At 61.7% G+C, this 20,957-nt stretch carries 17 protein-coding genes; 9 read left to right on the top strand and 8 right to left on the bottom strand.

The genetic code is table 11. The annotated features are described in order from the left end of the window. Nucleotides 1-13 precede the first annotated feature (13 nt). The 4 genes from AB4O08_RS07030 to AB4O08_RS07015 are packed head-to-tail and all read right to left on the bottom strand — an operon-like array spanning nucleotide 14 to nucleotide 6,093. Nucleotides 14-1,414, bottom strand: coding sequence for an ATP-binding protein (locus tag AB4O08_RS07030; RefSeq protein ID WP_010212808.1), 1,401 nt, complete (start codon nucleotides 1,412-1,414; stop codon nucleotides 14-16). Further along, nucleotides 1,411-3,228 (bottom strand): DAHL domain-containing protein, encoded by a 1,818-nt coding sequence (locus tag AB4O08_RS07025; protein WP_106118915.1) that lies wholly within the window; start codon nucleotides 3,226-3,228, stop codon nucleotides 1,411-1,413. Before AB4O08_RS07025 ends, AB4O08_RS07030 begins: the two co-directional genes overlap by 4 nt. Then, a complete protein-coding gene (locus AB4O08_RS07020; RefSeq protein ID WP_231501110.1) occupies nucleotides 3,225-4,160 on the bottom strand; it encodes a cytochrome-c peroxidase in 936 nt (311 codons plus the stop codon). The genes AB4O08_RS07025 and AB4O08_RS07020 overlap by 4 nt, the downstream gene beginning before the upstream one ends. 58 nt (nucleotides 4,161-4,218) lie before the next feature. Next, nucleotides 4,219-6,093, bottom strand: coding sequence for a putative bifunctional diguanylate cyclase/phosphodiesterase (locus AB4O08_RS07015; RefSeq protein ID WP_010212803.1), 1,875 nt, complete (start codon nucleotides 6,091-6,093; stop codon nucleotides 4,219-4,221). Nucleotides 6,094-6,308: 215 nt separating this feature from the next. Here AB4O08_RS07015 and AB4O08_RS07010 point away from each other — a divergent pair, with 215 nt between their 5' ends. Genes AB4O08_RS07010 through AB4O08_RS07000 form a run of 3 tightly spaced genes read left to right on the top strand, consistent with a single transcriptional unit; the run spans nucleotide 6,309 to nucleotide 8,572 of the window. Then, nucleotides 6,309-7,610, top strand: coding sequence for a response regulator c-di-GMP phosphodiesterase, NosR family (locus AB4O08_RS07010; RefSeq protein ID WP_010212802.1), 1,302 nt, complete (start codon nucleotides 6,309-6,311; stop codon nucleotides 7,608-7,610). A gap of 45 nt (nucleotides 7,611-7,655) precedes the next feature. After that, nucleotides 7,656-8,063, top strand: a complete 408-nt coding sequence (locus AB4O08_RS07005) for an NUDIX hydrolase (protein ID WP_010212801.1) — start codon at nucleotides 7,656-7,658, stop codon at nucleotides 8,061-8,063. Next, complete coding sequence (locus tag AB4O08_RS07000) at nucleotides 8,060-8,572, top strand: GNAT family N-acetyltransferase (RefSeq protein WP_010212799.1); 513 nt, start codon at nucleotides 8,060-8,062, stop codon at nucleotides 8,570-8,572. Before AB4O08_RS07005 ends, AB4O08_RS07000 begins: the two co-directional genes overlap by 4 nt. Here AB4O08_RS07000 and metR read toward each other — a convergent pair. Further along, complete coding sequence (metR, locus tag AB4O08_RS06995; protein WP_021492540.1) at nucleotides 8,569-9,486, bottom strand: transcriptional regulator MetR; 918 nt, start codon at nucleotides 9,484-9,486, stop codon at nucleotides 8,569-8,571. The genes AB4O08_RS07000 and metR overlap by 4 nt on opposite strands. 91 nt (nucleotides 9,487-9,577) lie before the next feature. Between metR and AB4O08_RS06990 the strand changes: the two genes are divergently transcribed. Continuing rightward, nucleotides 9,578-9,700 (top strand): hypothetical protein, encoded by a 123-nt coding sequence (locus AB4O08_RS06990; RefSeq protein ID WP_021492539.1) that lies wholly within the window; start codon nucleotides 9,578-9,580, stop codon nucleotides 9,698-9,700. Here AB4O08_RS06990 and AB4O08_RS06985 read toward each other — a convergent pair. Further along, nucleotides 9,697-15,348: a dermonecrotic toxin domain-containing protein gene (locus AB4O08_RS06985; RefSeq protein WP_460114772.1), complete on the bottom strand. Its 5,652-nt coding sequence runs from the start codon at nucleotides 15,346-15,348 to the stop codon at nucleotides 9,697-9,699. The two genes, AB4O08_RS06990 and AB4O08_RS06985, sit on opposite strands and share 4 nt — an antisense overlap. A gap of 206 nt (nucleotides 15,349-15,554) precedes the next feature. Between AB4O08_RS06985 and AB4O08_RS06980 the strand changes: the two genes are divergently transcribed. The 5 genes from AB4O08_RS06980 to AB4O08_RS06960 all read left to right on the top strand — a co-directional run bounded on the left by AB4O08_RS06980 (nucleotide 15,555) and on the right by AB4O08_RS06960 (nucleotide 19,064). Next, nucleotides 15,555-16,574 carry an alpha/beta fold hydrolase gene (locus AB4O08_RS06980; RefSeq protein WP_460114771.1) on the top strand — a complete coding sequence of 340 codons (1,020 nt, stop codon included), beginning with the start codon at nucleotides 15,555-15,557 and terminating at the stop codon, nucleotides 16,572-16,574. A gap of 55 nt (nucleotides 16,575-16,629) precedes the next feature. Beyond that, the gene (locus AB4O08_RS06975; protein WP_010212791.1) at nucleotides 16,630-17,283 is read left to right on the top strand and encodes a DsbA family oxidoreductase; all 654 of its coding nucleotides are present in this window, start codon (nucleotides 16,630-16,632) and stop codon (nucleotides 17,281-17,283) included. Nucleotides 17,284-17,365: 82 nt separating this feature from the next. After that, entirely contained in the window at nucleotides 17,366-18,286 is a 921-nt protein-coding gene (locus AB4O08_RS06970; protein WP_010212790.1) for an arginase family protein, read from the top strand. Continuing rightward, nucleotides 18,283-18,663, top strand: a complete 381-nt coding sequence (locus AB4O08_RS06965; protein ID WP_010212789.1) for a DMT family transporter — start codon at nucleotides 18,283-18,285, stop codon at nucleotides 18,661-18,663. The genes AB4O08_RS06970 and AB4O08_RS06965 overlap by 4 nt, the downstream gene beginning before the upstream one ends. Continuing rightward, nucleotides 18,660-19,064 carry a DMT family transporter gene (locus tag AB4O08_RS06960; protein WP_010212788.1) on the top strand — a complete coding sequence of 135 codons (405 nt, stop codon included), beginning with the start codon at nucleotides 18,660-18,662 and terminating at the stop codon, nucleotides 19,062-19,064. Before AB4O08_RS06965 ends, AB4O08_RS06960 begins: the two co-directional genes overlap by 4 nt. Nucleotides 19,065-19,144: 80 nt before the next feature. On the opposite strand, the gene AB4O08_RS06955 is transcribed toward AB4O08_RS06960, so the two are convergent. Both AB4O08_RS06955 and AB4O08_RS06950 read right to left on the bottom strand, forming a co-directional pair. Further along, entirely contained in the window at nucleotides 19,145-20,017 is an 873-nt protein-coding gene (locus AB4O08_RS06955) for a fatty acid desaturase (RefSeq protein WP_010212787.1), read from the bottom strand. A gap of 55 nt (nucleotides 20,018-20,072) precedes the next feature. Further along, nucleotides 20,073-20,843, bottom strand: coding sequence for a MipA/OmpV family protein (locus AB4O08_RS06950; protein WP_010212785.1), 771 nt, complete (start codon nucleotides 20,841-20,843; stop codon nucleotides 20,073-20,075). Nucleotides 20,844-20,957: the final 114 nt, after the last annotated feature.

Genomic DNA, 20,957 nt, shown 5'->3' with positions numbered 1-20,957 from the left:
CCGCTCCTGCGCCCTAGGCGGCCGTCTGCCGAATCGGCAACACCACGCGAAAGGTCGTGCCTTTGCCCGGTTCGCTGCTCACGCAAATATCGCCGTGGTGCTTCTTGATAATGCCGTAGGACAACGACAATCCCAGCCCCGTGCCTTCACCCACCGGCTTGGTGGTGAAGAACGGGTCGAAGATTTTCTGCACGGTCTCCGGGGGAATGCCACAGCCGTTGTCCGCGACTTCCAGCCAGATGTTATCGCCTTGCACGCCATTGCTGATGGTGATGGTGCCGCGCTCCGGGCCCATGGCCTGGGCGGCGTTGATAACCAGGTTCATCACCACCTGGTTGAGCTGTGAGGCCAGGCATTCGATTTCTGGCAGCGGTGTGTAATTTTTCACGACGTCGGCCTTGTACTTGAGTTCGCTGGCGACGATGTTCAGCGTTGAGTCGATGCCCTGTTGCAGGTTGGCGAATTGCCAGGTCTGGTCGTTGTCGACCCGCGAGAAGTTCTTCAGGTCCTTGACTATCTGCACCACCCGGCCGATGCCTTCCTTGGATTCCCTGATCAGGATGGGGATGTCTTCCCTGAGGAAATCCAGCTCCAGTTCAGCACGCAAGGCCTTGAGCGCGGCGCACTGCTCGGCCGCGGCGGGGCTTTCTTCGAGCTGCCGGTAGGCGTCCAGCATCCGCTGCAGTTGGTTGAAGTAGCTGTCGAGGGTACTCAGGTTGGAGGAGATGAAGCCTACGGGGTTGTTGATCTCATGAGCGACGCCAGCTGCCAGTTGCCCCAGCGACGCGAGTTTTTCCGATTGCACCAGTTGGCTTTCCAGTTGCTTGCGCTCGTCGATTTCCAGTTGCAACGCCTCGCTGGCCTGGGTCAGCGCCTGGGTGCGCTGCGCCACCAGTTGCTCCAGGTGTATGGTTTGCAGCGAGGCGCGGCGGGCCATGTCCCATTTGTTGGCAAGCATGTTGGCCATCTGTTGCACCTCGATGTTATCGAAGGGCTTTTTCAGGATCAGCAACCGGTCATGGCCGTTGAGGCGATACAGCAATTCATCCCAGGAGTAATCCGTATACGCGGTGCACACCACCACTTGCAGGCCGGGGTCGACGGTCCATAGCTCTTCGATGGTCTTTGCGCCGTCCCAACCTTGCGGCATGCGCATGTCGACGAATGCCAGGGCGTAGGGGCGTTTTTCCGCCATGGCGGTGGTGAGCAATTGCAGGCCTTCTTCGCCGCCATACGCCGAATGCAGCTCGAAGGTACGCACCTCGGGCTTGCTGGTGTCGCCGAACAGCGCTGACTCCATATCGTCGAGGGCCTGGTTGGTCTCGACGGTCGGCATCAGGATTTTGCGAAAATCGTCGTGAATCGACGGCGTGTCGTCGATCAACAGGATGCGCCGATTGGGAGGCTGATTCATGCGGGACTTCCGGCAAGGGTCATAGGGATCGTCAAGGTAAACACCGCGCCCAGGCCAGGCCCGTCGCTGTGGGCACTGAGCTGACCATTCATTTCTACGGCGGCCAGCGCGCAGCTGTGCAGGCCGAAGCCGTGGCCTTCCTTGCGAGTGGTAAAACCGTGGGTGAAGATCCGCGTCATGTTTTCCGCGGGAATGCCCTCGCCATCGTCCTTGACGCTGATCTGCAAGGTATTGTCCTCCAGGGGCTGGACCTTCAGGGTCATCTGCCGGGGTCGGTCACTGAGGTTGGACATGGCGTACTTGGCGTTGCTGATCAGGTTGACCATGATCAATAGCAAGCGGTGTTTGTCGGCGAGGATTTCCGGCACCTGCGCATATTCCTTGACCACCGTGACGTGGTGACGACTCAGGGCTCCGGCGTTCATGCGCAATGCATCTTCCATCAGGCCGCTGATGTGCACCGGCTCCAGCAGTGTGGCGGCGCCGGCATAGGATTGCTGGGTGGAGACGATGTCCTTGATGTGGTCCACGCTTTTACTCAACTGCGCCAACTCGTCGGTCATGCCCTGCTGCTCAACGGCGATGGCGTCCACCAGTTGGTTGAGATAGCCGGGCAGCAGCTTGCCTTTCTCATCTTCGGTAAGGAAGGTGCCCAGGTCGTCCTTGTGCTCATTGATCAACTGCATGGCTTTGCCCAGCCCCAGGGCCTTGCTGCTGCGCAGCTTGCGCGTGACCAGTTCGGCGGAGATGTTCACGCTGTTGAGTACGTTGCCCACGTTGTGCAGCACATTGGTCGCGATTTCGGCCATGCCGGCCTGGCGTGCGCTGTCGAGTAATTCGCTCTGCGCATCCTTGAGCTGCCGGGTGCGTCGCTCCACGCGCTGCTCCAGGGTTTCGTTGGCAGCGTGCAACGCGCGATTGACCCGGTTGATTTCGGCAAAGCTGCGCAACAGGCGCACCGCCAGATAGAGCAGCAACCCCACCAGCAAGGTCGAGAAGATCAGCAGGTAGCGATGGTATTGATGGTCGATCAGGTCTGCCGCTTGCTGGTCCTGGTCGAGGTGGGTGGTCAGTGCGTCCAGGTGTTCGGCGACGGGCACCGTGGCAATGCGCTCGAGCAGGTCGTTGACCACGGGCTGTTCGCGCAGGATCAGCGAAATGTGATTGCTGAGTATGTCCACCGGCCCTTGGAACTCGCTGGGCAGTTGCTCCTTATTGATCGCCAGTTTGCCCAGCCCCACCAGGATATCGGCGGCGCGATCGTCGCTGGTGACTTGGGCGAACTCCAGGCTGCTGAGCAACAGGTCATAGGTGTCGGTGGCCACGTCTTGCAATTGCAGGCGGCCTTCAGCGTCAAGGCGGTTGAACTGCGCCTGGATGTCGTCTTCGGCGGTCGGCAGGAACGCCAGTGAATTACGCAGCAGCGCGTTGTGGGATTTGAATTGGTCGACCAGGCGGGCTTTTTCCTGGATCGCCGTCTGGTAAGCCGTTTGCGTGGCCTGCCAGCCGCTCAGGTTGGACGGGTTGTGGTAGGTGTCGCGGCTGTTCAGTTCGGCCCATATTCGGGTCATCTGCGTGAGTGGCGTGACCAGCGGGTCGTAGTTGTGGGTGATCGCGATGCGGGCCTTGAGGACCTCGCTGTCCCACTGCGCATTGAGCTGCTGCAGTTGGCGGATCAGATCCCGCGACTGGGTGTAGCTGGCGGTCTGATCGCGGGAAGCCTTGAGGTACAAAAACACCAGGGTCGAGGCCAGCAGCAGGGTCACCAGGCCAAGTACAACCTGGGTAAAGCGGCGACGGGAGTGAGAGGTCATAGCGGCTTGCCTGCCCATTCGCCGGTCAGGGTTTTGAGAAACTGCACGATCAAGTCCCTGTCTTCCTTATTCGGATTGCGCCCCAACTGGTACTTGAACATCACATCGACGGCTTCTTCGAGGGTCTTGGCCGACGCATCGTGAAAGTACGGCGCGGTCACCGCCACGTTGCGCAGGCTGGGCACCTTGAACACATGGCGGTCCTCTTCGTCCTGGGTCACCAGATAGCGGCCCAGGTCGGCTTCGACCGGGTTGCCTCGGGCCTTGAAGTAGTCGCCCATCACACCGAATTTCTGGAACATATTACCGCCGATATTGATGCCCTGATGGCAGGCGATACAGCCGTAGTCCTTGAAGCGCTGGTAGCCATATTTTTCCTGGATTGTCAGGATCTCGGTGTTACCTAGCAGGTACTGGTCGAACCGCGAGTTGGGGCTCAGCAGTGTTTGCTCATAGGTGGCCAAGGCGTCCTGCACGTTGGCGGCGGTGATGCCATCGGGGTAGGCCTGTTTGAAAGCGGTCTGGTAGGTGGGCAGGGCGGACAGGTTCTGCACTACGGTATTCCAATCGCTGCCCATTTCCAGGGGGCTGATCACTACCTGTTCGATCTGTGCTTGCAGGGTGTCCGACCGGCCATTCCAGAACTGCTTGAAGTTCAGGCTGGCGTTGAACACGGAAGGGGTGTTGATTGGCACCGGCTTGCCGTTGAAACCCAGGGAAAACGGCTGGTTGTCTGCACCTCCGGACGCCAGTCGATGGCAGCTGGCACAGGACAGTGTGTTATTGACCGACAGGCGCGGCTCATTGAACAGCTGGCGACCCAACTCGACTCTGGCCGGGTCCAATACGGGCACCGGTGGCAGTGGTTTGAGCGCTTCGTTCAACGGCGCGGCCAGCAACGGCTGGGCCAGCCCCGACCACACCACCAGCAGAACGCCGAAACGGTAACGTGAGACTTTGCTCAAGCGAGCACTCCTTGCAGGCACGCGGCTATTGGGCAGGCATCAGTGTGGCGCTGCCCACTTGCAGCAACCGGGCGAAATCCTTCGGCGGCACCGCCTTGCTGAACAAAAAGCCCTGACCCTCTTCACACTGCTGGCTTTTCAGGAAATTCAGCTGTTCGACGGTCTCCACCCCCTCGGCGATGATGTTCAACTCCAGGCTCTTGCCCATGCCGATGATAGCGCTTATCAGCTGGGCATCCTGGTTATTCTCGTTCAGCCCACGCACGAACGACTGGTCGATTTTCAACACATCGATGGGAAAGCGTCGCAGGTAACTCAGGCTCGAGTAGCCCGTGCCGAAGTCATCCAGCGCCAGGCGCACGCCCATGGCCTTGATTGTTTGCAGGATCTGCACCGTGTCGTCGACATTCTGCATCAGTACGTTTTCGGTGATTTCCAGCTCCAGCCAGGCGGGCGGCAGGCCGGTCTGCTTGAGGATCGCGGCCAGGTTGTCGACGAAGTCATGCTGGCGAAAGTCGATGGCCGATACATTCACCGCCATGTACAGCGGTGGCAGGCCCATGCCGCGCCAGGCCTGCGCCTGTTCGCAGGCCTGGTGCAGCACCCACTGCGTCAAGGGCACGATCAGCCCGCTGTCTTCGGCCACCGGAATGAAATCGCTCGGGCTGACCCACCCCGAGCGCGGCTGAAACCAGCGTATCAGCGCCTCCGCGCCGACGATTCGCCCGGAGTTGAGGTCCAGCTTGGGTTGGTAGTGCAGTACGAATTCATCCAGCTCCAAGGCCAGGCGGATCGCGCTCTCCAGATTTTGCTGGCGCCGGGCGCGCAGGTTCATGTCTTCGGTGTAGAAACTGAAATCGTTGGGGCCGCGTTCCTTGCTGTTATGCATGGCGGTTTCGGCGTGCTTGATCAACTCCACCGTGTTGTAGCTGTCATTGGGGTAGATGCTGATGCCCAGGCTCGCCGTGATGCTCAAGTCATGCCCGGCCACATGGCGTGTGGCACTGATGGCCTTGAGCACTTTGTGCGCGATGTGCTGGGTCTGCTGCGGGTGCTGCACGTCGTGGAGCAGGATCACGAACTCATCGGAGCCGTAGCGAAACACCGAGTCGGAGCTGCGCACTGTTGCTACCAGGCTGTGGCTGACATGTTGGAGCACCTCGTCGCCCACCGGGTAACCCAGGGCATTGTTGATGCGTTTGAAACGATCGAGCCCGATAAATATCACCGCCAGTTGCGTGTCATGCCGCCGACCAAGGGCTATGGCCTGGCTGAGGCGGTCGCCGAGCAGCGTGCTGTTGGGCAGTTCCGTCAGCGCATCGTATTGCAACAGATGCGAGACCTTCAGCAGTTCCTGCACACGTTCTTCGATGGTGCGCTCCAGTGCCACCACTTTCAGGGCGACATCCTGGGCCAGCTGCCATTTCCACGTCAGGGCACTGGCCATCTGGCGGATCTCCAGATGGTCGAAGGGTTTCTTCAGAATCAGCAACTGATCGTTGTATTTCAATCGCGCCTCGATCGCTTCGAACGAATAGTCGGAATACGCGGTGCACAGGGCGATCTGCAGATTGGGGTCGACGTTCCACAGCTGTTCGATGGTTTGCAGGCCGTCCCAGCCGGGCGGCATGCGCATATCGATGAACACCATGGCATACGGAGCGTTGGCGGCCAGGGACCGGGCTACCAGTTCCAGCGCTTCCTGGCCCTGGTAGGCCGAATCCAGCACGAATGCGTGGCGCGGGGTGGCGGTGGTGCCGAACAGGGTTTCCTCAAGACTGTCCAGGGATTTCTCGCCCTGGGCGTTGGCACACAGGATCTTGCGAAAGTCATCATGGATCGATGCGCTGTCATCGACGATCAGAATACGCCGGTTGGCCCGCGCTGAGTCCGGGGTCATGACGCACTCCGCGATTGCAAAAGGCTCGACGGCATAATGATTCCTTCCCTGATTCTGCGGCTGAGCGAAATTGTCTACTGTGACAGCATAGTCGAGTGCCTTGAAATCGAAGGCCAGTTGGCGTCAAATCGACCCCGCGCCGCGGTCGAGGGAAGATGGCTTGGCACGATGGTCAAATGTGGTTCCATTCAGTTCAATTTGAAGGCGCAGCAGGCATGGACGAACAACTTGCGACGAAACCCACGATATTACTGGTCGACGATGAAGAATCGATCCTCAACAGCCTGCGCCGCTTATTGCGCGGGCAGCCCTTCGATGTAGTCCTGGCCGGCAGCGGTGCCCAGGCCCTGGAGATCATGGCCGCCCAACCCATCGACCTGGTGATGAGCGACGCTCGTATGCCCGGTATGGACGGCGCGCAGCTGCTGGCCGAGGTGCATCGGCTGTATCCGGCCACCAGTCGCATTCTGCTCACCGGTTACGCCGACCTGCCGACGATCGTCAAGGCCATCAACGAAGGGCAGATCCACCGCTACATCAGCAAGCCCTGGAATGACGAGGAGCTGCAGCTGGTCTTGCGCCAGACCCTGGAGCACCAGCGCCTGGAGCGCCTGACCCAGGTGCAGAACGATCAGCTCAAGCAACTGAACGCCACCCTGGAAAAACGCGTAGCGGCGCGTACCAGTGAGCTGCAGCAGACCGCCGACATGCTCGACCTGGCCTACGACGAACTCAAGCACAGCTACGTGACCGGTACCGAAGTGTTTTCGCTGTTGGCCAACCTGCGCTTGCCCAAGAACAAGCAGACCAACCGCTCGCTGATCGAATTGGTGCGGGTCTATTGCGCCGCCCAGTCTATCGACGACGCCAGTTCGCGTGACCTGACGATGGCCGCTGCGTTGTACAACATTGGCAAACTGAGCTGGAGCGACAGCATGCTGATCGAACCGGCCGATAAGCTGCACAGCACGGATCGCGAGCGCTACCGCAGCTATCCGACCCAGAGCGAATCGTTGTTGATGACCTTGGAGCCGATGAAAGATGCGGCGCGCATCATTCGTCACCATCAGGAGCGCTGGGATGGCAGCGGTTTTCCCGACCACCTCAAGGGCGATGCGATTCCGTTCGGTTCGCGCCTTTTGAAACTGGCGGTGGACTTCATCGAGTTGCAGAAGGGGCTGATTCTTGAGCGGCAGATGAACAGTGACGAAGCGCTGCTCTATATCCGCAAATATGCCGGGCGCCTCTATGATCCCGAGCTGGTCGAGGATTTCGTTCTGGCCTGCGCCACATTCCTCAGTGATGTGACGCTGGGCGATCCCACCGTCAAGGTCCTGACCACGCGCGAACTGGCCGACGGCATGGTGCTGGCTCGCAACCTCAACGCCGACAACGGCATGTTACTGCTCAATGCCGGCAAGGTGCTGAACCTGCCGCTGGTGGACAAGCTGATTGCGTTTGAGGCGATGGAAGGGGCGAAGTACAACGTATTTATCAAGGCGCCGGACGAGGCGTAAGCCTTGCCGGTTATTTTCACTGACTCAATTCAAGGCTTTTACTGCATGTCCACGACTATCCGCATCGCCGCCGCCCTCCTGATCGGTGGCGACGGCCACACCCTGCTGGTGCGCAAGCGCGGCACCCAGGCCTTCATGCAGCCCGGCGGCAAAATCGACGCAGGCGAGCAACCCGCCGAGGCATTGGCCCGAGAGTTGTTCGAGGAACTGAACCTGCGCATCAACCCCAGCGATGCCGCTTACCTGGGCCACTTCTCGGCCCCGGCGGCCAACGAGCCCGGCTTTACGGTGGAGGCCGAATTGTTCCAGGTCACTATCGACGTGGCGGTGACCCCCGCCGCCGAGATCGAGGAAGTGCGCTGGATCGACCCGGCCGGTGACGGTGGCCTGCAATTGGCCCCGCTGACGCGCGATCTGATCCTGCCGTTTTACCGCGCCTCGCTGACGGCATGATCATTCGCACGCTGGGGGCCAGCGACGCCGAGGCTTATCGGGCGTTGATGCTTGAGGCCTATGGCGCCTATCCCCAGGCATTCACCTCCAGCGTGGCGGAGCGTGCGGCGATGCCGCTGAGCTGGTGGGAAAAACGCTTGAGCAGCCCCTTGGATTGCTTGCTCGGCGTTTTTGTCGGTGACGAACTGGCCGGCATTGTCGGCCTGGCGTATGAGCCGCGAGAGAAAGCGCGGCACAAGGTGACGCTGTTCGGCATGTACGTGAACGAGGCCTATCAGCAACAGGGCCTGGGTCGTCAGTTGGTCGAGGCCGCACTGGACGAAGCACGCAAACAGCCGCGCCTCAAAGTGATCCAGCTTACGGTCACCGCCGGCAATGACGCGGCCTTTGCCCTGTATCAACGCTGCGGCTTCGTCCAATACGGCCTGGAGCCGCTGGCAGTGCGGGTCGGGGTCGATTATTTCGACAAGATCCACATGTGGCGCGAATTGCCGGGCTCCTGCAATTAGCGCACCGCGCTGACCCCATCCAGGGTGGAAAACGACGTGTCCTTGGCCGTCAGCAAGAAATCGCGCATGTACGGTGCATCCAGCATGTCTGCACGAATCCCCGCATACAGCGTCGCAAACAACCCTTTCTCGCCCAACCGCTTGGCCTTCACATAGCCGCGCGCGCTGTACTCATGCAGCGCCCAATGGGGCATGCCGCACACACCACGGCCGCTGGCCACCAGTTGCATCATCATCACCGACAGCTCCGATGTACGCACCTGGGCCGGTTCCACATCGGCAGGCTCGAGGAAGCGGGTGAAGATGTCCAGGCGGTCGCGTTCCACCGGGTAGGTGATCAGTGTTTCGGTCAACAAGTCTTCCGGCACGATGTACGCCTTATTCGCCAGCGCATGCTGGTTGGCGACCGCGAGCATGGCTTCGTAGGTGAACAGCGGCACATAGGTGATGCCCGGCAACTCCAGCGGGTCGGAGGTCACCACCAGGTCCAGGTCGCCTCGGGCCAGAGCTGGCAGCGGGGCAAAAGCGAAGCCGGAGGCCAGGTCCAGTTCGACCTCCGGCCAGGCGTCGCGGAACTGATCGATGGTCGGCATCAGCCACTGGAAGCAACTGTGGCATTCGATGGCCATGTGTAAACGCCCGGCGGTTCCGCCGACCAGGCGCGCAATATCACGCTCTGCGCCGCGCAGCAGCGGCAGCGTTGCGTCGGCCAGTTGCAGCAGGCGCAGGCCGGCGCTGGTGAAACGCAGCGGCTTGGTCTTGCGCACGAACAGCGGCACCCCCAGGCGTTCTTCCAGCTCTTTGAACTGGTGGGACAGGGCGGACTGCGTCAAATGCAGGCGTTCGGCGGCTTCGACCAGGCTGTCGGCCTCGCGCAGGGCGTGCAGGGTTTTCAGGTGGCGGATTTCCAGCACCGTGGCCTCCATGAGAAATATTGATGATTAATGCGAAGAGGGTGAGTTTGTCTCATGTTGTGCGGGTTGTCGACCTGCAGGCCTGGGCGTGATGTACCCGGCCAAAGGTTCGCCGCGCAATCTCTACACGGCGGCGAACCTGAAGATCCCGCCGCAGCGCACCAAGACCCCGAAAGTCCTGGTGACCGAGACAGCCGCGGGCCTGCGCGGCTAGAGGGCAACCCATAGCGGCCGGATATGCGACAACGCGGCGGACTGCTTGCCGATGTCCGAGAATGGCAGTGACGGGTCGTCGGCATGGGTCAAGTAGCGATGCTCCGGCAGTTTCAAGTGGGCCTTTTCGAACTCATCGAAGGTAGCCGTGCGGCGGTTGTAATGAAAGTGCGCGTACCACAAGGGACGCGGTGGGGTGGCGGTCAGGTCCCAGACTTCATATTCCTGCATGAAGTCGCGGTGCCCGTTCGCACGCCTCGCCAGCTCGGTCATCGACGCGGTTCGACGCACCTCGACCACGTGATGCCTGGCCAGATCATCAAGCATGCCGTCGGTGGGTTGGCGGCTGGCCAATGATTGGCGGGTGCGCAGGGTGCGGCCCGCGGCGGTCAGCTCGGTGGCGGTCGTGCGCAATGGCTGGATGCTCGGCTCCTCGGGGTCAAGGCGTGCGATGCGGTTCGAGCGCAGGGTGAGTTCGGCGGCTTCGCTGACCAGCATGTGTTCAAGGTCCACCGGCAACATGCCTTGGCGGGCGTAGGCTTCGACTTTAGCCTGATACACCGGCACGGCGCGCAGGCGGCTCTGGGCTTCGTTCACCATCACCGACTTCACGTTCGCCTCGGGTGGGAGCGCCACCGGTGGTGCCGATTGGCGTTGAGCCCGACCGTTTGGGCGTTGCTCCCAGGTCTCGGTGTGGCCGCTGAGGTTGTCGATGGTGTAGCGCGTGGTGTTGGTGCGTGGGTCGGTGCTTTTTATGCCGATCAGCATCCGGTTGTCATCGGTTTCAAACACTGTTCCTCGTGGTTCGTCGGGCCGCGGGCGATGCAGGCGAGCGGGCGTGCCGATGCGCTGACGGGCCAGTTGAGTCATGCGCTCGAGGTTGTTCAGCAAGGCGCTCAGGTTATCCAGGTCAAAATGTTGCGGGTAGCCTGCGCTCAAGGTTTTAACGCTGAGGCTGAAGCGCGCGTAGGCATCGATACATTCATTGAGTATTCGCGTGCGCTGGCTGACCGTGGTGGGCGTATTTGTCAGTGCAAAATGCGTGTTCAGGGCCAGGTGGGCGTCGAGATAGACGCGATTGACCTCACTTTGCAAGTACAACCAGGAAGGATCGGTGACGTGATCGTAGCGGTTGAACGTGTCGATGCTGTGGACGGTGCGCAGGTGCGTGCGAAAGCCTTCATCGTACAGTTCGTTCCAGCGCGCCGCGTCGTCGCGAGCCTCGCCCACCATCGTGCGCGTGTTGTGAAGATCCGCGTCGATCTGTTGCGCGGTCCTGCGCGTACTTCTGCCGTGCAGGCGTATATCGGCTTCCTGCGCCATTAGGTTGATATTGGCGCTCCATTCGTTCATGACCAGGAAGAGGCGGTCGATCCGGTCGAGTGCCTGCACGATGTTCTGGCTGAGACCTTTGCGGGTTTGCAGAAACTGCAAAATGGCGGCCGGGCGCGTCGGCGGCACTTGGAGGTCGCCGAATTGCCCGGTCAACCCCTGCAGCGCGGCCGCGGCGACTTTCAAGCGCTCCACGGCTCTGCTGGTGACAATCAGGGCGGCGCGGCTCTGCATGCCTTTGAGGGCCAGGTGCTCTCTGTTGGGGGTGAAGGCGATCACGTCCTGAACGGCGTTGGCCTGCTCAATCGCCAGCTCGATGTCTTTGGCGTAGGCCTCATCCAGGGTCGGTTGCAAGGTTTTGCGGGTGGCGATGTCGCTTTGGTTGGACAGGTGTTGCAGGTTGCTGGTCGCGGCCAGTTGAGTATCGAGCCGACTGCTCAGCGTATTGATCGCATCGTTGAGCGCCAGTTGGCGGCGCAGCACATGATCGGTCCACCAGATCGGCAGCCGTTGTCGAATCGCCATCGGCCAGAGCGGTTCGAGGGTGTCCGCCAGGTGCCCGAGCACGCCGCCGCCGCCCGCCAGGCCGACCGGTTGCGCGGTGCCGTAGACGCCGAAGTGGGTGTCCCATTGGCCGGCTTCATCCAGGGCAATCGGCTGTTTGTAGGTCTTCAGCGTGTTGCCACTCAAGCGCCAATGCCCGCTCTGCAGTTCGACCTGATAGACGCTGCCCTGCCGCACAATGAAGTCGCCGTCGGTATGGCGGTAGACGTTGCGATAAACACCGTGGCTCGCCGGGGTCAGATGGGCCAGGGCGATCTCCTTGCCATATTCATACCCGCTGAAGCGCTCGGCGATGCGGCGCGCCTTGCGGCTCATGGGCGGTTGCAGGTAACGGCCACCCTTGAAGGCATTGCGCAACTGGCGCCCAAAGGTGCGCGTGCGCGCTGCATTGGGTGTGATCAGCACCCCGCCGGCCACATCGATGCCGGCGTCGATCAATGATTGCAGGACTTGGGTGATGGCGTGCATGCCTTGCACATGATCACCGCGGCGAAACGCAGCCACCGCGTCATTGGCGCTGACCCAGCCATCGTAAAGGCCGATCACGCTGCCCACCACGGGGACCACGCCGAGTGCCATCTTGATATAGCTGAAGGCCTGCACGCCTTTGATGGCATAGCGTTCCAGGTACAGATCGCTGTTGGAACGGGCACTGGCGCGGTGGGCCTCCTTGACGCGGCCCATTTGCGCGTTGAGCAGATGGCTGGCCAGCGACGTGGTGACGGGCCAGGCGGTGCCGACGCCGATCAGCGCGTCGAAATGCCGGAGTACCGCTTGATTGATCCGGCTGACGTGGTTGGCCACGTTACCGAGCAAGGCGCGGCCAGCCAGGTAGTTGACCATCGTGGTGGTCAGGCACAGGCGGAACAGCGCCAGTCGCGCCGCCTCAAGGCTGTTGTAACTGCGCAGGGCCTGGCCGTCCGGGCTCTCGGGCAGATAGAGCAGGGTGCTCCCGGAATTTTTCTGACGGATGAAGGTGACCCCGGACAAGGTGCTTGAGCCGTCCTGGGTGTCTGGCCCGCCGACGCTGAGGTGAGCGGGAAGCAGCTCAATGTCATTGCCATTGGCGCGCCAGGCTTGAGCGGTGCTGGCATTCACGGCGATGTTGAAGGTGTTCAGTTCGGTGGCGGTGATGTGCTTTTGCAGGAACGCCAGGCGCCCCTGAAGGGTGAGCAGCAGGCGATGAGGTTCGAGCAGGCATTCGAGGCGATACTCACGGCTGAAGTCCGCTTCGCGATCCGCGCCTTGGTAAGCCTCGACGATCAGGTCTTCATACGCTTGGGCCAGGTCCAGTTCCGGCACCAGCCGGCGCAGGTAGTTGGCGCTGAGCCCGGCGGTGAGGGCCTGGCCTTCGGTGGCGTCCTGGGTGCTGACCTCGACCTTCATGAACGTCAAGCGTTCGGAGGTCGGCGTATCGATGTTGCTCAGCGCCAGCTCATCCAGGCTCATTTTGACCCGCGTGGCGCTGGGCACCGGTACGGTCTTGGTCGGGGTGCCGGGCGCGCCGGGGGCTTCGACGAAATGCTGTGAATACGTGACCGATTCCGGGACGTCGAGCTGAACGTGGAACGGTTGTTTGAGCGAGAAGTCCCGGGACAGCCGTGCGTGCAGGCGTTTTTTGCAAAAGCTACTGATCAGCGGCAGCTTCAGGTTCAAGGCCTCGTCGGCGCGCTCGAACGCGAGGATGTAGCGTTCCAGCAGGGCTTTGAGTTCGACGCTATCGGCAGCCGACACCTGGCCGAGCCAGGCCGGCAGTTGTGCGGCCAGGGCGCCGCTCTGGTTCTGTTCCAGAAGCTGCGCATAGGCCAGTTCGCGCACGCTGTGGGTCGATACGCCCAGTTCCTGGATCGCTTGCACGCGCAGGGGTTCCAGTTCCCGGGCTTGGCGCTCGGTGTCGTCCGGGGCACGCTGAAGCATCGCTTCGATCTGGGTGACCCACCCATCGAGTTGCACGGTGAGGCTGTATTCGAGCGGGGTCTGATTGAGCAGGGCCAGTTCCAGCGACGCAGCGTCCGACGGCGTTACGCCAAGCCACTGTTCAAGCGCCTGCAGCGAGGCGAAATGCTGCAGCCCGCCCTGGCTGCCCGGCCAGTACAGCAACAGGTCCTGAGGTGTTGAAGCATCGAGCAGCGCCGCTTCCAGGGTGATCAGCAGCACGCCGTCCAGCTCTTTGCGCTGGATGTTGACCGCGCCGTTGCTGCGCTCGCTGATCGACAGGGTCAAGGTTGCCACCGACACCTTGAGTTCGGGGTCTGGCGCGTTGAGCGGGTCAAGCGCGGCCAGAAGCATGTCGTGCCCGGCCTGGCTGATCTGGTTGAGTTGACGCTGCAGGCCGGCCTCGGCAAGCAGCCCGTTCAGGCGTGCCTGGAGCAAGGTGTGGTAATCGGGGTTCGCTTGCTGGGACAGCTCCAGCAGTTGGTGCTGGGATTGACCCCACAGCGCGGTGGCGGCTTCATGGGCCTGCTGTTGCGCCTCGTGCAAGCGGTTGAGTTGGCTGCGTAATGTGGCCAGTTGCTCATCGTTCGGCGGCGGCAGCAGGGCGGACGCGTGCTCGGCACCGAAGAGCGGCTGCTGTTGCCGTGACAGTGCGTGGCGGCGCTGGGCCAGGGGCAGGTCGGCGGTCAGTCCGGCGAAGAGCATGGGGGGAGTGTCGCGGGCGACATCGCTCTCAACGGCAGTCAGTTCGGCAGCGCGCGGCAAGGCGAAAAAACCCTGGCTGTGCTGGTGCCGGTCAACCTGATCGGCCGCATCCAGCGCTCTGTGACCATGCTCGGCGAGGTCTCTGCCGTGGGGGTAGGCCAAGCTCGCCTGTTTTTCTCTGAGGCGATGTTCCAGCAGATGCGTCACGCCGGCTTGCAAGGGGTCGTTGACCTCGCGGTAGTCGATCTGGTTGTCTCGGGTGATTGCCGTCACACCGGGGAACAGCGTGGGGTGATCGAGCAACCATTGCTCCATGCTGACGCGGCTTTTGAACAGGTTCAGCGCCGGTTCCTCAGAGGGCAGGTACAACAGCTGGAGGACGATCTCGGCATCCAGGGTGATGACCAGCGCACCGGGTATCTCGGCATCGGCCAAGCCCGTGCGCTTGAGCAGCAGTTGCTCGGTGTAGATCTTCTGACCGTCAAGCTGCAGCGCGCCGCTCGGCGGGTCGAGCACCGTCAGCAACGGTTTCAATTGATCGGCGGTGATCACCCCACAGGCACAGGCCAACTGAGCGGCCGCCTGGAGGTGGCTGCTGTACTGCGCGACCGCGTGATCACGGCGTGAAACCGACGTGCCGGGCGCGCGCGTGAACCACCAGTAGCGCACCCAGGCGGTTCGCAGGGCCTGTTGCACATTGAGCTGGGTAAAGGGTTTTAGCAGCTCGAACGGTTGCGCCGCGTACTGGGTTTTGCCCACCGGCAGGCCGATGACCCGACAACGTTGCGCGAGCGAGCTGGGGACCGGGATTTGATGAACAAAGGCGCAGGCCTGGGTCAGCGTGACGTGACGCTGTGGCTGGTCGACAGTTGCCGCGAAATGCAGCTGCACGCTGTCGCCGTCCAGGCCCAGTTGCTCTTGGATGAACGCCGTGAGGGCGGCGCGAATGCTGGGGGCGGCGGCGGTGAGCGTGAGCATGTGTTCCCGGCTGGCGTGCCAGCGGGCCGTGGCTTCCAGCAGCAGGCTTTCATTCAACGGGCGAAACGGCGCGGGGGAGAGCGGCAGGAAATCGCGCACGGCAAGGGGGGAGAGCGGGTTGGGTGTATCGGTCATGTGACGGCACTCAAAAAAAGGGGCAGAACGGTGCTTTACCGGTCGGTGCCCTATTTAAAGGTGGGGAACACGGCGCGTAGGGATAGATAGTTAGTGGGCCGACCGTTGAGCGTTATTCATCAAACTGTCACGCAACTGTGGCAGCGCGCTTGAACAAACTTCATCAGACTCGCGCTCTACTGGGGTTCTGCGTTTCGGTGTTTTTCATGCGCGTGTTGTATTTACTGGCCGCTCTGTTGTTCGGCCTGCCGTCCTTTGCGGCTTCTCGATGTGACGTCAATGTCCCGACCCAAACGGTCGACCTGGCTCAGGTGAGCATCGCCTACCAGAGTATCGGCCGTGCGTCCGACCCTGCCTTGCTGCTGGTGATGGGCTTGGGCGGGCAGCTAATCCACTGGCCGGATGAAGTGGTGGTCGCGCTGTGCGAACAGGGGTTCCGGGTGATCCGCTATGACAACCGTGATGTAGGCCTGTCCACTTGGCGCCAGGCGCCGGCCAATGCCAACCTGACCTTTGAAGTGCTGCGCTACAAGCTCGGCCTGCCGGTGGCGGCGCCTTACACGCTGACTGACATGGCCGATGACGCCATCGGCTTGATGGATGCCTTGCAGATCCAGCAATTCCACGTACTGGGCGCAAGCATGGGCGGCATGATCGCCCAGCACCTGGCGGCCATGGCACCGCAACGGGTCGAGAGCCTCACGCTGATCATGACCAGCTCCGGCGCCGAAGGCTTGCCTGCGCCGAATGCGGCGTTGGTGCAACTGCTGTCGCGGCGCAGCGCACCGAATCGTGAAGTGGCTCTGGAGCAGCAGGCCGATCTGCTGGCGGCGCTGGGCAGCCCGAACGTGACGGATGATCGAAAGGCGCTGTTGCACCAGGCGGCGCTGTCCTACGACCGTGCCTTCAACCCGGACGGCGTGAAGCGCCAGATCATGGCAATCCTCGCCGAACCGAGCCGCGTGCCGTTGCTCAACCAACTGCGTGTGCCGACCCTGGTGGTGCACGGCACCGCCGACCCGCTGTTGCCGGTGATGCACGGCGTGCACCTGGCGGCGCATATCCAGGGCAGCCAGTTGAAATTGATTCCCGGCATGGCCCATCGTTTCCAGGAGGCGTTCAAGGCGCCGCTGCTGACGGCGGTGCTGCCTTACCTGCAAGCCCATCGCGAGGACGCGGCGCACTGGGCGCAGATTGACCGGGGCGAGCCTTCGAAGGTGTTGTGACATTGGTGTATCGTGCAACCTTTGTGGCCCATTCAAGCCAGCGAGGTTGCCTGTCATGAGTACCCCCCTGAAAATCGATTTCGTCAGCGACGTGTCCTGCCCCTGGTGCATCATCGGCCTGCGCGGCCTGACCGAAGCCCTCGACCAGCTTGGCGCCGAGGTGCAGGCCGAGATTCATTTCCAGCCGTTCGAACTGAACCCGAACATGCCCGCCGAGGGGCAGAACATCGTCGAGCACATCACCGAAAAATACGGCTCCACCGCCGAGCAATCCCAGGCCAACCGCGAACGTATCCGCGACATGGGCGCCGGGCTGGGTTTTGCCTTTCGTACCGATGGCCAAAGCCGTATCTACAACACCTTTGATGCACATCGCCTGTTGCATTGGGCCGGGTTGGAAGGCTTGCAATACAACCTCAAGGAAGCGCTGTTCAAGGCGTATTTCACTGACGGCCAGAACCCGTCCGACCACGCCACATTGGCGATCATCGCCGAAAGCGTCGGCTTGGATATCCAGCGTGCGGCCGAGATTCTCGCCTCCGATGAATACGCCGCTGAAGTCCGTGAACAAGAGCAGCTGTGGATCTCCCGTGGCGTGAGCTCGGTGCCGACCATCGTGTTCAACGACCAGTACGCCGTCAGCGGTGGGCAGCCGGCGGAAGCTTTTGTGGGAGCGATCCGCCAGATCATCCAAGAGGCCAAAGGCTAAGCGCTGGCCCGTCCCTTGCATTGACCCCCTAAAGCCCGTCCGGTATCCGGATGGGCGCTGCCATTAGGGGTGAAACATTACCTTGAATATTCTTGACCTTGACCACAGCCTCACCGGCCAGGCACCGATTGCCCGGCGTCTGGCCAGTGGCCGTGCCACCCGTATCGACCTGCTGGACCTGGGCCCGAAGCTGCGCCTATGGTCCACCGAGAAAACCTGGAGACGCTTCGCCGAACGCCTGGCCCAACGGCCTCGGCCCACCGATGCGCGACCGGAAATCCTGTTTGTCGGCTCTGGCGACTATCACCACCTCACGCCGGCGTTCCTCGCCGATTTGAAAGAGCCCATCAGCCTGATCCACTTCGACAATCACCCCGACTGGGTGCGCTTTGCGCCCAAGCGTCATTGCGGATCGTGGGTCAACCGCGCGCTGAAGATGCCGGCGATCAAGCGCATCGTCACCCTCGGCCCGTGCAGCGACGACCTGCATAACCCGCAACTGCGCGGTGGCAACCTTGCAGCCCTCAAGCGCGGGCACTTGCAGCTGTTTCCCTGGCAGCATCCGCCGTCGAAAGTCTGGGGCAGGGTAGGGGACGGTGCCGGTCACCAGCAGCAGGAAAATCACCTGTATTGGCGCAACCTGGCCGAGCTGGATTGGGCGGCGTTCCTCGATCAGATGATCACCAGCCTGCCCACCGAAGCCATCTGGATCACCATCGACAAAGACGTACTCGCCAGTGAAGACGCGGCCACCAACTGGGACCAGGGCGGCATGCGCCTGACCCACTTGCTGCAAGCTTTGCGGGCGTTGGCGGCGCGCAAACGCATCATCGGCATTGACGTATGTGGTGAGTTCGCCACGCCCGCCTTCAGCAATGCGTTCAAGCGCTGGGAAGCCAAGTCCGACCAGCCGCCGCCCGAGCGTTGGAGCGCCGAAGATCTGCAGCGCAACGCCGCCACCAATGAAGCCCTGATCGACCTGTTTGAGGAGTTGTTCCCGTGACGTTGACTGTGGTGTTGCTGGTGGCGTTTTCCATCGTGCTCGATGTGATCGGCCAGCTGTGTTTCAAGATCGGCCTGGACCGTTTGCCCGAGTTGGACGGCGGTTTCCGCCTGAATGCCTTCTGGGGCCAGGTGTTCAATGCGCCGCTGCTGTGGGCCGGGATCGGCGCGTATGCCATCGAGTTCTTCGTGTGGCTTGAAGCCTTGTCCCGTGCGCCGTTGAGCCTGTTGTTCCCGGCGGCGGCGCTGGCCTATTGCGGGGTGGTGTTGGCGGGCAAGGTGGTGCTGGGGGAAACCGTCAGTCGCCGTCGTTGGTTGGGCACGCTGGTGATCACCCTGGGTGTGATGTTGGTAGCGATTGCAGGGAGTCAGGCATGAGTACGCAGACGATGAACAACGGGTGGCTACACGGGCGTTTCGGCACGGTGGTGCTGTGGGCCTTGCTGATTTGCACCGAGAGCGCCGGCCAGTTGTTTACCAAAGTGGCCGGGGACCAACTGGGGCAAATGGATCTAAGCTGGCAATGGCTGGCTGACGTGGCGCGCAACCCCGGGATCGTGGCGGCTATTGCTAGCTACATCGGCGCGTTTTTCGTGTGGATGCTGATCCTGCGGCGCAGCAGTCTGTCCCTGGCGTTTCCGCTGAGTTCGCTGGTGTTTGTGGTGGTGCTGCTGGGTTCGTGGCTGGGGCTGGGGGAACATATCAGCCCGCTGCACTGGGTGGGCGTCGCGGTGATTATCGGGGGTATTGCCCTGTTGGCCGAAGGCGAAGAAAACTGATCACGCTGGCCTGGGCTGATCGTTGTGGTGAGCGAGCTTATCTCGCGCAGGGCAAGCCCGCTCACCGCAAGAGCTGGGGTTCAGCCCTGGCGTTTGCGGTGCGCCACCAGGAAGCCCAGACCGTGTGATACCGAAATCTGCTTCACCCCCGCCTCACGCTGCTGCTCGGCAATCTCCCGATGAAACGCCTTCACCTTGGTCCAGTGCATCTTCGGCCGGTAGTGGTGCTCGGCGTGGTAGCCGTTGTTCATCCAGATCAGGTTGTACAGCACGCTATAGGAACTCACGCCCCAGGCGATCGGCAGGTCCGGGTTGCCGCCGAAGTGCTCGTAGTAGCCATTGAGTGATGACAGGCACTGGCCCAGGTACCAGAACGGCAACAGCCACAGCACCGCCTGCCAGTTGTAGAGCGCCAGGGCGATATAGAACGCCACAGTCACTGCGATCTCAACCTTGACCCAGCGCGCATCCGCCGGGCGCTTGCGCTTCATCTCGTCATAGAACGGCTTGGGATCGTCGCGAAAAAAACTCAGGAAGGTATAGGCCCACGGGTTTTCGGGCTGACCCTGCTTCCCGCGCTGGTAGATCGACAGCGGGTCGATGGTTTTGCCATCTGGGCCCGGCAGGTCGGCGTTGCCACGGTGATGGCGGTTGTGGATATCGCGGTAGAGCGTCTGGGAAAAACCGATGGTCACCGACAGCAGCAGGTCGAAGGCGCGGTTCATTGCGCGATGGCTGAAGTAGGCATTGTGGATCTGGTTGTGGGAGATGCTGTTGATGCTCCACGACATGCTGATCGCGTAGACCAGTGCCAGGGGCACCAGGGCCCACCAGCTCAGGCTATGGAAGGCGGCAACCAGCCAGACGACAAAGGCAAAATGCCCTAGGCCCAGGGCGATGGGCACCAGGTCCCAGAGCGAGTGATGCAGCAAACGGTAAGCAGGGCGAGCCATGAAGAGTGTCCTGGAAAAATGGATTCCAGGACCTCATTGCAAACCCCAGACCAACCTAATCGAACTTATAGCTGATGGCCGTCTGCACCTGGCCCTGGTTAACGTCGCCAGTCTGCCGGACGATGCTGCTGTCCGCCGCCGAACCCACCAGATGCACCCAGCTCGCGCTGGTCAGCAACGACCATTTGGCAGCCAGGGGAAACTCGAAACTCTGGGTCAGCGTCACGTTCTGGAAGCCGCCGCTGGCGTTGTACGGCCGAAAGCCCGACGCGGCTGCCTCGTTGTCATCCACGCCGAAAAAGGTCTGGGTTTGGCGGGCGTCGGCGAAGTGCGCCACCAGCCCGCTGCTGCCGATGATCCCGTTGCCCAGCGGGTAGCCCAGTTCGCCGCCGACCTTGCCCAGCGTGCCGCTCTGCGCGTGGCCCCCCCCGACGGCCTGGCCCAGCTGTGCATACACCCGCCAGAAATCAGCCGGTGCGTATTGGACAAAACCGCCCACCTCGGCCATGTCCGACACATTACGCAACCCCTGCAGCGAGCCGTTCGAAGTGCGCCCCTGCAGATAATTGATATACGGGCCGGCGGTAAAGCCATTGCTGTTCAACGCGCTCCAGGTCAAGCCGTCGTCGGTACTCAGGCTGACATCGCCCCAGTCCAAGTCGAAATAGGGAACGGGCCGCGTTTCGTAGCGGCTGCCGGTAGGGTCATGGGGCTGGTAGCTGACGCCTGCGCCGACTTCGCCGGTGATACCCTCGGCCTGAGCCGCGTTCGAAACGCTCCAGAGGCCCAATAAACCGGCCAGTGCAGCGCAAGTGATCCTCAACATGGTCACTGTTCCTTGATTGATTACGTGCGCATGAACGCGCAAAGCGTCGACCTCGCGCAAGCACTCATCTTGTTTGTAGCAAGCTACAAAAATTGTAGCTTCCACGACACAAAT

This window comes from Pseudomonas sp. H3_E07, assembly GCF_054668895.1.
This window is presented reverse-complemented; position numbering and strand designations above follow the sequence as displayed.